The sequence below is a fragment of the Luteipulveratus halotolerans genome, assembly GCF_001247745.1.
Taxonomy (GTDB): Bacteria; Actinomycetota; Actinomycetes; order Actinomycetales; family Dermatophilaceae; genus Luteipulveratus; species Luteipulveratus halotolerans.
This window is the reverse complement of record NZ_LAIR01000002.1, coordinates 4,164,191-4,179,066: the sequence shown is the minus strand read 5'-3', so window position 1 is coordinate 4,179,066 and position 14,876 is coordinate 4,164,191. Positions and strand designations below refer to the sequence as shown.

General features: G+C 70.5%; 8 protein-coding genes. 7 read left to right on the top strand and 1 reads right to left on the bottom strand.

Features of this window, described 5'->3' with window-relative positions:
• Positions 1-99: 99 nt before the first annotated feature.
• Entirely contained in the window at positions 100-1,863 is a 1,764-nt protein-coding gene (argS, locus tag VV01_RS20955; protein ID WP_050671597.1) for an arginine--tRNA ligase, read from the bottom strand.
• 110 nt (positions 1,864-1,973) lie between these two features.
• Between argS and VV01_RS20950 the strand changes: the two genes are divergently transcribed.
• From VV01_RS20950 to cydC, 7 genes are all read left to right on the top strand, one after another.
• Entirely contained in the window at positions 1,974-5,888 is a 3,915-nt protein-coding gene (locus VV01_RS20950) for a Pls/PosA family non-ribosomal peptide synthetase (RefSeq protein ID WP_050671596.1), read from the top strand.
• Positions 5,888-7,189, top strand: a complete 1,302-nt coding sequence (locus tag VV01_RS20945; protein ID WP_050671595.1) for a M1 family metallopeptidase — start codon at positions 5,888-5,890, stop codon at positions 7,187-7,189. The genes VV01_RS20950 and VV01_RS20945 overlap by 1 nt, the downstream gene beginning before the upstream one ends.
• A 47-nt stretch (positions 7,190-7,236) precedes the next feature.
• The gene (locus tag VV01_RS20940) at positions 7,237-8,091 is read left to right on the top strand and encodes a hypothetical protein (RefSeq protein WP_050671594.1); all 855 of its coding nucleotides are present in this window, start codon (positions 7,237-7,239) and stop codon (positions 8,089-8,091) included.
• Positions 8,092-8,348: 257 nt separating this feature from the next.
• Complete coding sequence (locus tag VV01_RS20930) at positions 8,349-8,861, top strand: hypothetical protein (protein WP_157509021.1); 513 nt, start codon at positions 8,349-8,351, stop codon at positions 8,859-8,861.
• Between the two features lie 148 nt (positions 8,862-9,009).
• Positions 9,010-10,449: a cytochrome ubiquinol oxidase subunit I gene (locus VV01_RS20925; protein ID WP_050671591.1), complete on the top strand. Its 1,440-nt coding sequence runs from the start codon at positions 9,010-9,012 to the stop codon at positions 10,447-10,449.
• Positions 10,450-10,464: 15 nt separating this feature from the next.
• The gene (cydB, locus tag VV01_RS20920; RefSeq protein ID WP_050671590.1) at positions 10,465-11,523 is read left to right on the top strand and encodes a cytochrome d ubiquinol oxidase subunit II; all 1,059 of its coding nucleotides are present in this window, start codon (positions 10,465-10,467) and stop codon (positions 11,521-11,523) included.
• Positions 11,523-14,828 (top strand): thiol reductant ABC exporter subunit CydC, encoded by a 3,306-nt coding sequence (gene cydC / locus VV01_RS24545; protein ID WP_050671589.1) that lies wholly within the window; start codon positions 11,523-11,525, stop codon positions 14,826-14,828. Before cydB ends, cydC begins: the two co-directional genes overlap by 1 nt.
• Positions 14,829-14,876 lie beyond the last annotated feature (48 nt).

The window sequence follows — 14,876 nt, the reverse complement described above, 5'->3', positions numbered from 1 at the left end:
ACGGCGACCGACTCACCCGCCCAGCGAAACGACCCGCCCTTTGCGAGACGACCCGCGGATCGGCGGGTCGTCTCGCAAAGGGCGGGTCGTTTCGCTGGGCTACATCTGGTCGGGCGACTCGATGCCGAGCAGGTCCAGCCCCTCGACGAGCACCCGCAGCGTGAGCGCGCACAGCGCGAGCCGCGAGTCCTTGACCGCGTTGTCCTCGGCCTTGAGCACCGGGCAGTGCTCGTAGAACGTCGTGAACGTCGAGGCCACCTCGAACAGGTACGCCGCCAGCCGGTGCGGCTCCAACGTCTCGCCGACGGCAGCGACGACCGAGCCGTAGTCGAGCAGCTTGAGGGCGAGGGCCCGCTCGGCCGGCTCGGTCACCACGATCGGGCCGTTCGTCTCGACCGCGTCGGCCCGCCGCAGGATCGAACGGATGCGGGCGGTGGCGTACTGCAGGTAGGGGCCGGTGTTGCCCTGGAAGGCGATCATCCGGTCCAGGTCGAAGGTGTAGCCGCTGTCGTGCGAGACCGACAGGTCGGAGTACTTGATCGCGGCGATACCGACCTGGTGGGCGATCGTGGCGCGGACGTCCTCGGGCAGGTCGGCGCGCGACTCGGCGACGACCTCAGCCGCACGCTCCAGGGCGGCGTCGACGAGCGTCTGCAGCGCGACGAGGTCACCCGAACGCGTACGCAGGATCTTGCCGTCGGCGCCCACGACGTTGCCGATCTGCACGTGGATGGGCTCGGTGCCCTGGATCCAGCCGGCCTGGTCGGCGGCCTCCCAGCACATGCGGAAGTGCAGGTTCTGGGGCGCGCCGACGACGTACAGCGCGCGGTCCGCCTTGAGGTCGAGCGAGCGGTGCCGGATGGTCGCGATGTCGGTGGTGGCGTAGCCGTAGCCGCCGTCGGACTTGCGGATGATCAGCGGCACCGGCTGGTCGTCGCGGCCGGTGTAGCCGTCGAGGAAGACGCACAGCGCACCGTCGCTGATGCGCGCAATTCCCTTGTCCTCCAACGCATCACAGACGCCGGCCAGCTCGTCGTTGTACGACGACTCACCCGCGATGTCGTCGTCGGTGAGGGTCACGCCGAGCTCGGTGTAGACGCGGTTGAGGTAGACCTTGGTGCGGTCCATGATCTGGTGCCAGTACTTCAGCGTCTCGGCGTCGCCGCCCTGCAGCAGGGTGACCCGCTTGCGGGAGCGCACCGCGAAATCGCCTGCGCTGCCTGCGGGCTCGGCCTCGTCAGCGGCCTTGAACTTCGAGCGTGCGCCCCGGTAGAACGCGTTGGGGTCGGACTCGAGCAGACCCGCCTCGTCACTGTCGGGGCCGACCTCGAGCAGGTGCTCGATGAGCATCCCGAACGACGTGCCCCAGTCACCGAGGTGGTTCTGCCGGATGACGTCGTGCCCGAGCGCCGAGAGCGTACGCACCAGCGAGTCGCCGACCACGGCGCTGCGCAGGTGGGCGACGTGCATCTCCTTGGCCGCGTTGACCGAGGAGTAGTCGACGACGACGGTCTCCTTCGGGGGCGTCGGCAGCCCGAGCCGCTCGTCGGCCAGCTGAGCCTGGGCGGCCTGGGCCACCCAGGCGTCGCGCAGGGTGATGTTGAGGAAGCCCGGCCCGGCGATCTCGACCGACTCGACCAGCTCGGGGGCGTCGAGGTGCTCGACGATCGCGGCGGCGACCTCGCGCGGCGGCTTGCCGACCTTCTTGGCAGCGGCCATCGCGGCGTTGACCTGCAGGTCGGCGCTGGTCTGCTTCTTGTTGGCCGGACGGATCACCGGGTCCGCCTCTCGCCACTCAGGCCCGAAAGCAGCCGCCATGGCCGCCTGGACGTGAGGAGTGAGGACAGTGCCGGGATCAGTCATGCGTCCCAGGGTAATGGCGTACGACCACCGGTTTTCCCGCGCTGTCAGGGCGAAGTGACCCCGACCACACGGTGCCCGGCGGAACCGACCGTTCACCTTCGTACGGGACAATGCCGCGACTGTCGGACAGCACAAGATGGAGTACGCCTGTGACGCTGCTGCGTGGAACGAGCGCACCGCCACCGCGCACCCTCGTCGACATCTTCACCGAGACCGTCCAGGAGTGCCCCGACGCGCCGGCGCTCGACAACGGGGCGACCGTGATGACGTACGCCGAGCTGCACGAGGCCGCGACCGAGCTCGCCGAGCAGCTCGCCGAGGTGGGCGTCGCGCGCGGCGACCGGGTCGGCGTCCGCATCAAGTCCGGCACCACCGACCTCTACGTCGCGATCATCGGCACGCTGCTGGCCGGCGCGGCGTACGTCCCCGTCGACGCCGACGACCCCGACGAGCGCGCACGCACGGTCTTCGGGGAGGCCGCTGTCGCAGCGGTGCTCGGCGACGACCTCACCATCGACGTACGCCGGGGTCTCGATGCGGCTCGCCCTGAGGGGCTCGCCCACTCGACCAGCGAGGTGCGCGCGGTCGAGGAGCCGACGCTCGACGACGACGCGTGGATCATCTTCACGTCCGGCTCGACCGGCACACCCAAGGGCGTGGCGGTCAGCCACCGCAACGCCGCGGCGTTCGTCGACGCCGAGGCACGCCTGTTCCTGCAGGACGACCCGCTCGGGGTCGACGACCGCGTCATGGCCGGCCTGTCGGTCGCGTTCGACGCGAGCTGCGAGGAGATGTGGCTGGCGTGGCGCTACGGCGCCTGCCTCGTCCCGGCGCCCCGCTCACTCGTGCGCTCCGGCATGGACCTCGGCCCGTGGCTGATCGCCAACAGCATCACCGTCGTCTCGACCGTGCCGACGCTGCTCGCGCTCTGGCCGGCCGAGGCGCTCGCCAAGGTCCGGCTGCTGATCCTCGGCGGCGAGGCCGCGCCCGCCGAGCTCGGCGCTCGCTACTTCACCGGCGGCCGCGAGGCCTGGAACACCTACGGTCCGACCGAGGCCACCGTGGTCGCCTGCGCCGCTCCCCTGACCGGCGAGGAGCCCGTACGCATCGGCCTGCCCCTCGACGGCTGGGACCTGGAAGTCGTTGACGCACAAGGCAATCCGGTCGCCGAGGGCGAGACGGGTGAGCTGATCATCGGCGGCGTCGGGCTGGCCCGCTACCTCGACCCGGCCAAGGACGCCGAGAAGTACGCGCCCATGCCGACCCTCGGCTGGGACCGCGCCTACCGCAGCGGTGACCTCGTCGTACGCGACTCCGCCGGCCTGGTCTTCGGCGGTCGGGCCGACGAGCAGATCAAGCTCGGCGGCCGGCGTATCGAGCTGGGTGAGGTCGACGCCGCTCTGACCGCCCTGCCCGGTGTCGCCGGTGGCGCCGCCGCCGTCCGCAAGACCAGCTCGGGCACGCAGATCCTCGTCGGCTACGTCAAGGTCGAGGACGACTTCGACCTGTCAGCGGCGATGCAGCAGCTGCGCGCGGTCATGCCCGCCACGATGGTGCCGCGCCTCGCCGCCGTCGACACGCTGCCCACACGCACGAGCGGCAAGATCGACCGCAACGCGCTGCCGTGGCCGGTCGCGACCCTGCGCGCGGCGTCGACCGACGCGCCGGCCGAGCTCACGGGGACGCCCAAGGCGATCGCCGACCTGTGGCTCGAGGTGCTGGGCGCCGAGGTCACGTCTGAGAACGACGACTTCTTCGACCTCGGCGGCGGCAGCCTCACCGCGGCGCAGATGGTGTCGCGGCTGCGCGAGACGCAGCCCGAGATCACGGTCGCCGACATCTACGACTACCCGACCGTCAAATCCCTTGCGGCACAGCTGGACTCGATGAGCGCCCCGGCCAACGTGCGCGAGCGCTCGGTCCGTCCCACGCCGCTCAAGACGCAGCTCGGGCAGAACGTCGGGCTCGTCGCTCTGCGCTGGCTCGCGGGCCTGCGCTGGGTCGCCTGGCTGGTGCTCGGCACGGCCCTCACAGCTCAGGTCGTCGACCGCGACCTGCCGACGGCCACCTGGTGGGCGGTCGTCCCGATGTGGCTCGTGCTGCTCACGCCGCCCGGCCGAATGGCGTTGGCAGTGCTGCTGATCCGCCTGACGATGGTGGGCATCGAGCCCGGTTCGTACCCACGCGGTGGCAAGGTGCACCTGCGCCTCTGGCTGGCCGAGCACATCGCCGAGGAGGTCGGCGCCACCCGCCTGTCGGGCGCTCCCTGGATGACGGCGTACGCCCGTGCGCTCGGCGCCAAGATCGGCAAGAACGTCGATCTGCACAGCTTCCCACCGGTGACCGGCTTCCTCACCGTGGGCGCTGCGGCGTCGATCGAGCCCGAGGTCGACCTGAGCGGGCACTGGCTCGACGGCGACCGCCTGCACATCGGCACGGTGACCGTACGCCGTGAGGCCCGCGTCGGCACGCGCTCGACCCTCACACCGGGCGCCGTCGTCGGCCGACGCGCCGAGATCGCCCCGGGCTCAGCGGTGTTCGGCGAGGTGCCTGACGACGAGGCGTGGAGCGGTGCGCCTGCCACCAAGGTCGGCAAGGCTCGCGGCCCGTGGTCCGACGAGCGCCCGAAGCACAAGCCGGTCATGACACTGGCGTACGGCCTCGTCGCCGTCGTCATCGCCCTTCTGCCGGTGATCGCCACGGCCGCGGCGGTGCTTGTCGGAGCCGCCGTGCTCGGCGACCGCAGCCTTGCCGCGATGGCCGTGCCGATGGTCGTCGCCGGCGGCGTCGTCGGCCTGATCGTGCTGACCGCTCTCATCTGGGTGTCCGTGCGCCTGCTCGGCATCGGGCTCACCGCCGGCCACCACCCCGTGCACAGCCGACAGGCCCTGCAGGCGTGGGGCACGATGCGCGTCCTCGACGAGGCGCGCACCTGGCTGTTCCCGCTCTACTCCAGCGCTCTCACGCCGGCGTGGCTGCGTTCGCTCGGCGCCAGGATCGGCAGCGAGGTCGAGGCGTCGACCGTGCTGATGATCCCGTCGCTGGTCACCGTCGGCGAGGGTGCGTTCCTCGCCGACGACACGCTCGTCGGCCCGTACGAGCTGGGCGGCGGCTGGCTGCGCGTCGAACGCACGAAGATCGGCAAGCGCGCCTTCGTGGGCAACTCCGGCATGACGGCGCCCGGTCGCAAGGTGCCCAAGAAGGGCCTGGTCGCGGTGCTGTCCGCTGCTCCCGGCAAGGACGCCAAGCCCAAGTCCGGTACGTCGTGGCTGGGCAGCCCGCCCCAACGGCTGCGGCGCCAGTCCAGCAAGGGTGACGACACGCGTACGTACCGCCCGCCGCGCCGCCTCAAGGTCGCACGGGCCCTGGTCGAGGCGTGCCGCATCGTGCCGGTGCTGCTGTCGTTCGGGCTCGCCGTCGCCGTGGCGTGGCTGCTGCTGGAGATTCAGGACCGCTGGGGGCTGTGGGCGGTGCTGCTGCTCGCCGGTCTCGTCCTGATGGTCGCGGGCGCGGTGGCCGCCGCCGTGACCACGCTTGCGAAGTGGGCGCTCGTCGGCCGCATCCGTGCGGGCGACCACCCGCTGTGGAGCTCGTTCGTGTGGCGCAACGAGCTCGCCGACACGTTCGTCGAGGTGCTGGCCGCACCCTGGCTCGCGCGTTCGGCGGCCGGCAGTCCGGTGCTCAACCTGTGGCTGCGCACGATGGGATCACGCATCGGGCGGGGAGTCTGGTGCGAGACGTACTGGCTGCCGGAGGCCGACCTGATCGAGCTGCGCGACGGCGCCACGGTCAGCCGCGGCTGCGTCGTCCAGACCCACCTGTTCCACGACCGGGTGCTGTCGATGGACGAGGTCGTGCTCAAGCAGGGGGCCACGATCGGACCGCACGGCGTCATCCTTCCGGCCGCGACGCTGGGTCGGCACGCTACCGTCGGCCCGGTGTCACTGGTCATGCGAGGAGAGTCCGTCCCCGACAAGACGCGCTGGATCGGCAACCCGATCGGCCCGTGGGTCGAGGACGACTGATGCGGCGACCCGAGGCTGACCCCTACCTCCCCGGGCACGGTGACCACTCGTACGAAGTCCTGCACTACGACCTCGACGTCGACTACGCGCTCGACAACAACCACCTCACGGGGCGCGCGACGCTGACCGTGCGTGCCAACATCGACCTGGACGACCTCACGCTCGACCTGCACCACCTCAAGGTCGTCAAGGTCACCGGTGTCCGGCTCAAGCGGCACACCCACCGCAGCGGTCGCCTGCGGCTCGTGCTGCAGCAGCCGCTCGCTGCGGGCGAGGAGGCCACGGTCACGATCACCTACCGCGGCGCCCCGAAGCCGGTCAAGGACAAGGTCGGCGACGCCGGCTGGGAAGAGCTCGAGGACGGCGTCATCGTCGCCTCGCAGCCCGGCGGCGCCCCGTCGTGGTACCCGTGCAACGACCGCCCCGACAACAAAGCGACCTACCGCATCACCGTCACGGCGGCCTCCGACTACCTCGTCGTCGCCAACGGCGTGCGCACCGAGCAGCGTCGCCGCGCGAGCCGCACGACGTGGACGTACGAGATGACCGACCCGATGGCGACCTACCTCGCCACGGTGCAGATCGGCCGGTACGCCGAGCACGAGATCCGCGCGGTCGTGCCCCTGACCGCGGCGCTGCCGCCGGCCCGGCGGAGGGCGTTCGACATCGCGTTCGCCGACCAGCCCGCGATGCTCGAGCTGTTCACGCGCCTGTTCGGGCCGTACCCGTTCAGCGGCTACCGCGTGGTCGTCACCGATGACGAGCTGGAGATCCCGCTCGAGGCGCAGGGGTTGTCGATCTTCGGGTCCAACCTGCTGACCCGCGACTGGGACAGCCAGCGCCTCATCGCCCACGAGCTGGCCCACCAGTGGTTCGGCAACGCCGTCACCCTGCGGACGCTGCGCGACATCTGGCTGCACGAGGGGTTCGCCTGCTACTCGGAGTGGCTGTGGTCGGAGGAGTCCGGCGGGCCGACCGCCGATCAGCGTGCGCACGAGCACTGGGGTCGACTGGCCGAGCTGGGCCAGAGGCTCGTCCTCGGCGATCCCGGGCCGGACGACGTCTTCGACGACCGGGTCTACAAGCGCGGAGCCCTCACCCTGCACGCCCTGCGGCTCACCGCGGGTGACGAGGCGTTCTTCGACCTGCTGCGCGCCTGGGTCGACCGCCACCGCGGCGGCAACGTCACCACCGACGACTTCGTCGAGCTTGCCGAGGAACGCCTCGACGTCCCGGTGCGTCCGATCATCGACGCGTGGGTCCGTTCCGGCCCGCTGCCGCCGTTGCCCGTACGCCGCTGAGCGGCCGTACGATCCCGCACACCGCACCATCTCGGGGAGGAACCCTCATGCTGCACTCCGCCACCCGTCGTACTCTCGCGCTCGTCGCTGCGGCGCCGTTGTCGATCGCGCTCCTCACCGCGTGCGGCGACGACTCGGTCTCGGTGACCAACGCCTCGGCTCCGGCGACCGGCGCCGCCACGACGTCGACGGCCGCGTCCTCGGAGGCGTCGTCCAGTCAGGCGCCGAGCACGTCGAGCGCCGCCCCGACCACGACGACGCCGAGCACGGCCGCTGCGCCGGCCACCGGCAGCCGCGACCCGGGCCAGATCCTGCGGACGTCCAAGACGTCGGCCAACCAGGCCAAGAGCGCGCACGTGTCGGGTGACGTCGTCGAGGACGGCGAGAAGATGCACATCGACGCCCGCGGCCAGATCCAGACCTCCAACCAGGAGGTCACCGTCAAGACGGCCACGGACGGCACGATCACGATCCGCACGATCAGCGGCACCCACTACGTCAAGGGCGATCGGACGTACTGGATCAAGCAGGGTGCACCGACGGCCACCGCCAACAAGTACGCCGGCAAGTACATCAAGGCACCCGCCGACAAGGCCGCCTCGTTCAACAACTTCACCATGAAGAAGCTCATCTCCGACATGACCGACGGCTTCGACGACTCCCGCATCAACTCCGTCAACACCACGGTCACCAGCAAGCAGGTGGGCACCCAGGCGGCTCTCCAGCTGGCGCCGCGCTTCGCGGCCGAGACCACCAACATCACGGTGGTGGACGACGCCAAGCGGCTGCCGCTGGAGATCACCTCCAAGGAGGGCAAGGTCGCGCTGACCGAGTGGGACGCCGTGCCGTCGTACACCGCACCGCCCGCCTCCCAGCAGGTCAAGGTGCCCGGCGGCGCCTGAGGACGGCCGTACGCCCCTTCTCACTCACACTCAGGAGACCGATGCTCGGCTGCACATCTCGTCGAATTGCGCTGACAGTCATGGCGATCTGCTCGCTGACACTCGCCGCGTGCGGGGATGAGGCCCCGCCCGCCGCAGCACCGTCAGTCGTACCGAGCACGAGCGCGAGTGTCCCGACGTCGACCGCGGGCACTGCCGAGGAGAGTGGCGCGGCGCTGCTCGCTACCGCCAAGAGGACGAGCAGCACGGTGAAGTCCGTGCGCATCACGATGGACCTGCAGCAGGGCGCTGAGCACAACACCATGGACATCTCCGGGCAGGCCGACGGGTCCAACCAGAAGGGCCGGATGACCAGCACGTCCGAAGGCACGCTGACCAACATGGTGGTCGCCGGGAAGATGTACGGAATGGGCGACGTCAGGTTCTGGACGTCCAGCGGCGTTCCCTCCGCCGAGGCGCACAGGCGGGTCGGCAAGTACCTCGTCAAGGTCGCGACGCCGACCAAGACCGCGCGTACGTACCTCGCCGAGTCCTTGGGTGAGTTCGACGATGCGGCCGGCCAGAGCACAACCCATCCCGCGACCTATCAAGGGGAGGCCGCGATCAAGGTCACCTCGACGAGCGACCCGGGGTACTGGTTCGCGGTCACGGCGGACCCGAGCCACCGGCCGCTGGAGGCCCACCTGCCTGGCGCCGACATGACGTTCAGCAGCTGGAACGCCGTCACGCCGTTCACCGCGCCGCCTGCGTCCCAGATCTACGGGGGCTGACACACCGCCCCCGCGACGCTCTCGACGTCTCGCGGCGAGAGTGCAGGCCTTGTCGTCCTGACCGCTCTCGGAGCGACAAGGCCTGCACTCTCGCCGTACTACTACGTGTAGTAGTACGCTGTTACTACACCTCGTAGTAGGAGCGCCCGTGAACGTCGACCTGGCTCGGTGGCAGTTCGCTGTCACGACCGTCTACCACTTCCTGTTCGTGCCGGTCACGATCGGCCTGTCCGCGTTCGTCGCCGGGTTCCACACGGTGTACCTGCGCACTCGCAACCCTGCTCATCTGCGGCTGTCGAAGTTCCTCGGCAAGCTGTTCACGATCAACTTCGGCCTCGGCCTGGTGACCGGCATCGTCCAGGAGTTCCAGTTCGGGATGAACTGGTCGGACTACTCACGATTCGTCGGCGACATCTTCGGGGCGCCGCTCGCGATCGAGGCGCTGCTCGCGTTCTTCCTGGAGTCGACGTTCCTCGGTCTGTGGATCTTCGGCTGGGGTCGCATCCCCGAGAAGCTGCACGTCGCGTGCATCTGGATCGTGCACATCGGCACGCTGCTGTCGGCGTACTTCATCCTCGCGGCCAACTCGTTCATGCAGCACCCGGTCGGCTACCGCATCAACCCCGAGACCGGCCGCGCCGAGCTGACCGACTTCGTCGCCGTGCTCACCAACAAGGTGCAGATGGTGACGTTCCCGCACACCGCGTTCGCGTCGTACATGTGCGGCGCCGCGGTCGTGCTCGGCGCGTGCATGTGGCACATCCACAAGAAGCACGTCGCCGACGACCTGCCGATGTATCGCACCGGCGCCCGCGTCGGCGCGATCGCGCTGCTCGTCGCCGGGGCGGGCGTCGCCATCAGCGGTGACTTCCAGGGCAAGGTCATGACCGAGGTGCAGCCGATGAAGATGGCGGCCGCCGAGGCGTTGTACGAGACGCAGGACTCCGCGCCGTTCTCGATCCTGACCGTGTCGAGCCTCAACGGCGAGCAGGAGAAGGTCGCCATCACCGTCCCGAAGCTGTTGTCGTTCCTCGGAACCGGCAGCTTCGACGGCACCATCCACGGCATCAACGACCTCGAGGCGCAGTACCAGGCCAAGTACCAGCAGGCCGAGCTCACCTCGTCGCCGTCGTACACCCCGACGCTGCCGCTCACGTACTGGTCGTTCCGGATGATGATCGGCATCGGCATGAGCTCGTGCGCGGTCGCCCTGCTCGCCCTGTGGACCCTGCGACGTCGCAACGACGCACCCGCCCGATCGCGCTGGTGGCCCTGGCTCGTCGGGTTCGTCGCAGTGGCGCCCGTGCTGGGCAACGCGTTCGGCTGGATCTTCACCGAGACCGGTCGTCAACCGTGGCTCGTGTTCGGCCTGTTCACGACGAAGTCCGGTGTGTCACCTGGTGTCTCGACGGCCGAGGTGGCGACGTCGCTCATCACGTTCACCCTGCTGTACGCCGTCCTCGCCGTCATCGAGGTACGCCTCACCCTGCGTTATGCCAAGGCCGGTGCAGAGCCGCTCAAGGATCCGCCGGACACGCCGTCGGACTCGTCGTCCGACGACAGCCAACCTCTCCAGTTCGCTTACTAGACAGGGGATTTCGACATGGAGCTCACAACTGTCTGGTTCGTCCTGATCGCCGTCCTGTGGACCGGCTACTTCTGCCTGGAGGGTTTCGACTTCGGCGTCGGCATGCTGTTCCCCGTGCTCGGCACCACCGAGAAGCGGCGGCGCGTGCTGCTCAACACGATCGGCCCGGTCTGGGACGGCAACGAGGTCTGGCTCATCACGGCCGGCGGTGCGACGTTCGCAGCCTTCCCCCACTGGTACGCCACGATGTTCAGCGGTTTCTACCTGCCGCTGCTGCTGATCCTCGTCGCCCTCATCGTGCGCGCACTCGGGTTCGAGTACCGCCACAAGCGCAACGACGACACGTGGCGGCAGCGATGGGACTGGATGATCATCGCCGGCTCGGTGGTCGTGCCGTTCATCTGGGGCGTGACCTTCACCAACATCGTGCGAGGCATCCCGATCAACGCCGACCGCGAGTTCACCGGCTCGGTCCTCACGCTCCTCAACCCGGCCGCGCTGTTCGGCGGGCTCGCGCTGGTGGCCGTCTGCCTGCTGCACGGACTGCTGTTCGTCGCGCTCAAGACGGACGGCGAGATCCGTTCGGACGCAAGGACTCTCGCGGGTCGCATCGGGTGGGTGGCGGTCGCCGCGGCAGCCGTCCTGCTCGTCGTACTCGGCCTCGACTCCGGTTCGGTCGCCAGCTGGATCATGACCGCCCTCGCAGCGGTCGCGCTCGTCGCGGCTCTGCTGCTCAACGCCCGCGACCGCGAGGGGCTCGCCTTCACCGGCACGTTCCTCGCCATCGGCCTCGCCGTGGCGTCGCTCTTCGTCATGCTGTTCCCCGACGTGATGCCGTCCTCCACCAACGCCGCGTGGTCACTGACCGTCGACAACGCCGCGAGCTCGCACAAGACGCTCGGCATCATGACCTGGGTCGGAGTGCTGTTCCTGCCGATCGTGCTGCTCTACCAGGGGTTCACGTACTGGACCTTCCGTAAGCGCATCACCACCGAGCACATCCCGCCTGCGCACGACGAGCGCGACTGGGCGCCCCGACGTGACCGGTCGCCGTCGGAGGGGGCCGGCGTCTGATGCGCCCCTTCGACCCTCGCCTGGTTCGCGAGATCCCTGCCGTACGACGACCGCTCGCTCTGCTCGGAGCGCTCGGCGTCGTCGGTGGTGCGCTCGCCGTGGCGCAGGCGTTCGCTCTCGCGCACCTGGTCGTCTGCGTGGTGAGGAGCGACGGGGTCGGTCGGGCTGGATTGATCGTCGGCGCTCTGCTCGTCGCCCGCGGAATCGTCTCTGCTGCAACGGATTTCGTTGCGGCGTGGTCAGGAAGCCGGGTCGCCGGCGAGGTCCGTGAGCGCCGCGTCGCGGGCTGGCTGGGGGCACCGATCGAGCGACGCCCGTCGTCCGACCGCATGACCACGCTGGCCGGCGAGGGTGCGTCGAGCCTGGAACCGTACGTCTCCCGCTACCTGCCGGCCCTGGTCACCGCAGCGGTCGTGCCCGCGCTCGCGCTGGTCGCACTGCTGTGGACCGACGTGTGGAGTGCGCTCATCGTCATCGCGACGCTGCCGCTGCTGCCGGTCTTCGCTGCGCTCATCGGCAAGCACACCGAGCGCGAGACGGCGTCTCGGTGGGCCGAGATGACTACTCTCGCAGGGCATTTCCTCGATGTCGTACGCGGACTTCCGACTCTCGTGTCGTACCAGAGAGGGGAGGCGCAGGTCGACGTCGTACGCGCCGTCAGCGATCGTCACCGCCGCGCGACCGTACGCACCCTGCGGACGGCGTTCCTGTCCTCGGCGGCCCTGGAGCTGCTCGCGACCATCTCGGTGGCGATGGTCGCGGTCGCCGTCGGGCTGCGGCTCGCCGGCGGACACATGGCGCTCGGCACCGCGCTGACCGCGATTCTCCTGGCGCCAGAGGCGTACTGGCCGGTCCGTCGCGTCGGCCAGGAGTACCACGCAGCCGCCGACGGCGCCCAGGCACTCGATGAGCTGCTGGCCGCGGACGACGTGGCCGACCGACCGGCGTACGACGGTGGTCCGGTGCGCGCAGAGGGCCTGACCTATCGCTACCCCGGCTCGTCGACCGACGTCCTGCACGAACTCAACCTGTCGATCGGCACCGGCCTCACGGCGATCACCGGTCCGTCGGGCTGCGGCAAGACCACCGTCCTCGACCTGCTCGCCGGGCTGCGCGAGCCGACCGCAGGCTCGGTGCATGCGCCTCGGGCGCACCTGGTGACCCAGCGGCCGTTCGTCGTACCGACCACGCTCGCCACCAACCTCGCGCTCTCCGACCCGCCCGACGGCGCCCCAGCCCAAGCCCCACTCACCGGGCGAGATGTGACTTCACGAGCCCGCACAGCAGCCCCTGAAGTCACATTTCGCCTGGGGAGTGAGGTGCTCGACGGCGAGACGGTGCTGGGCGACGACGGGTTCGGGCTGTCGGCGGGCCAGCGTGCCGAGCTCGCCCTCGAGCGCGCCCGCCGTGACGACGCGCCCCTCCTGCTGGTCGACGAGCCCACCGCGCATCTGGACCCCGACGCCGCCGCGCGCGTCCGCGAGCTGCTGACCGAGCTCGCCAGCGAGCGCACCGTCGTGGTCGTCACGCACGATCCCGAGCTCGCGGCGTCGGCCGACCGGACGATCGCCCTCTCTCCGGCCCCGACCCCTTCGCCGAGTGCGCATGTCGTGCTGGTTGAGGCCGGCCCGAACCAGCACGACATGCGCACTCGGCCGGTCGAGGTGGGGGCCGCCACCGACTCCGCACGCCCGGCCCGGAAGCCCCACCCGTGGTGGGCGGCCGGGCTCCTCGGCGGCCTGGCCGCAGCGTCCGGTGTCGCGCTCACCGCGACCAGCGGCTGGCTGATCGTCCGCGCATCCGAGCGCCCGGTCGTGCTGACCCTGCTCACAGCGATCGTGGCCGTGCGCACGTTCGGCATCGGCCGTCCCGTGCTGCGGTACGCCGAACGCGTCCTCTCCCACGACGCGGCCCTCGCCGACCTGACCGACCGGCGTACGCGCTCGTACGCCCGACTGATCCCGCTCACGCCCGCCCGCCTCGGCCGCCGCCGACGCGGTGACCTGCTCACCGGGTTCGTGCGTGACCTGGACGACGCGGTGTTCGCGAGCGTGCGGGTGCGCGTGCCGGTCATGTCGGCGCTCGTGGCTCTCGCCGTCGCGATCGCCCTGGCCACCGCGCTGCTGCCCCGAGCGGGTCTCGTCGTCCTCGCCCTCGCCGCGGCCCTCGCGCTGGTCTGCGCCGGGTGCTACGCACTCGAACGCCGTACGCAGCGCGCGGCCCTGCAGGCCCGCGCTGATGTCGCCACAGCCAGCCACCTCGCGACCGCGAACATGCCTGACCTGCAAGCGATCTCAGCGACGACGTATGCGACCAGCAGGCTCGCCGAGACCCACCGCCGGCTCGAGCGAGCCACCCTGAGGCAGGCCCGCGCCACCGCGCTCGGCGGCGCTGCGATGCTGGCGCTCACCGGTGCCGCGACCGCGCTGATCGCCGTCGTCGTCGCCGGCGAGGTCGCTCCGCCTCTCGCAGCCATGCTCGTGCTCCTGCCGGTCGCGTTGAGTGAGGTCGCCGCGACCTTGCCGCCGGCCATGTCCGCTCTCGCGGCGTCGCGTGCGGCCGAGGCCCGGGTCGAGACGCTGCTCGCGCAGGAGCCCGCGGTGCGTGACACCGACGCGAGCGCCGAGCCCGGCACCCGGCCCGCGCTGCAGCTGGTCGGGGTCAGTGCCACCTGGGACGACCGGCGTACGGCGCTGCCTGCTACCGACCTCACCGTGCGGCCCGGCGCACACGTCGCCGTGACGGGCCCCAACGGCAGCGGCAAGTCCACGCTGCTCGCCGTGCTCGCCCGACAGCTCGACCCGACGACCGGCGCCCATCTCGTCGACGGCCACGAGGTGCGCACCCTCTCGACCGACGCCGTACGCCGGCGGGTCGCCGTGGTCGACGACGAGCCGCACGTCTTCGCCGGGTCGGTCCGCGCCAACCTGGCCCTCGCCCGGCCGGACGCCGACGACTCGGCGATCACGACCGCGCTGGTGGACGCCGGCCTCGGACGGTGGCTCGCGGCACTGCCCGACGGCCTCGACACGAGCATCGGGTCCGAGCGCGGCCTGTCCGGTGGTGAGCGCGCTCGGCTCGGCATCGCGCGCGCCCTCCTGTCGCGACGACCGATGGTGCTGCTCGACGAACCGGTCGCTCACCTGGACCACCCGACGGCGCAGTCCGTGCTGGCCGACCTGCACCTGTCGGCGCGCGACCGGAGCGTGGTGATCGTCACCCACCAGCGCGCTGCCACCGAACGGTGTGAAACTGTGCTGCGATGGGGCGCACTCGACCGTGCGCCCTCAGTGAGCGCGCGATGAGTCAGACCAACGGCGAAGCACCTGGTGCCGAGCCCACCACAGGAGGAC

What these genes read in the sequence shown, in the direction of transcription:
- VV01_RS20950 (WP_050671596.1), top strand. Translation starts at nt 1,974, where the DNA reads ATGCCGCGACTGTCGGACAGCACAAGATGGAGTACGCCTGTGACGCTG.
- cydB (WP_050671590.1), top strand. Translation starts at nt 10,465, where the DNA reads ATGGAGCTCACAACTGTCTGGTTCGTCCTGATCGCCGTCCTGTGGACC.
- VV01_RS20940 (WP_050671594.1), top strand. Translation starts at nt 7,237, where the DNA reads ATGCTGCACTCCGCCACCCGTCGTACTCTCGCGCTCGTCGCTGCGGCG.
- argS (WP_050671597.1), bottom strand. Translation starts at nt 1,863, where the DNA reads ATGACTGATCCCGGCACTGTCCTCACTCCTCACGTCCAGGCGGCCATG.
- VV01_RS20945 (WP_050671595.1), top strand. Translation starts at nt 5,888, where the DNA reads ATGCGGCGACCCGAGGCTGACCCCTACCTCCCCGGGCACGGTGACCAC.
- cydC (WP_050671589.1), top strand. Translation starts at nt 11,523, where the DNA reads ATGCGCCCCTTCGACCCTCGCCTGGTTCGCGAGATCCCTGCCGTACGA.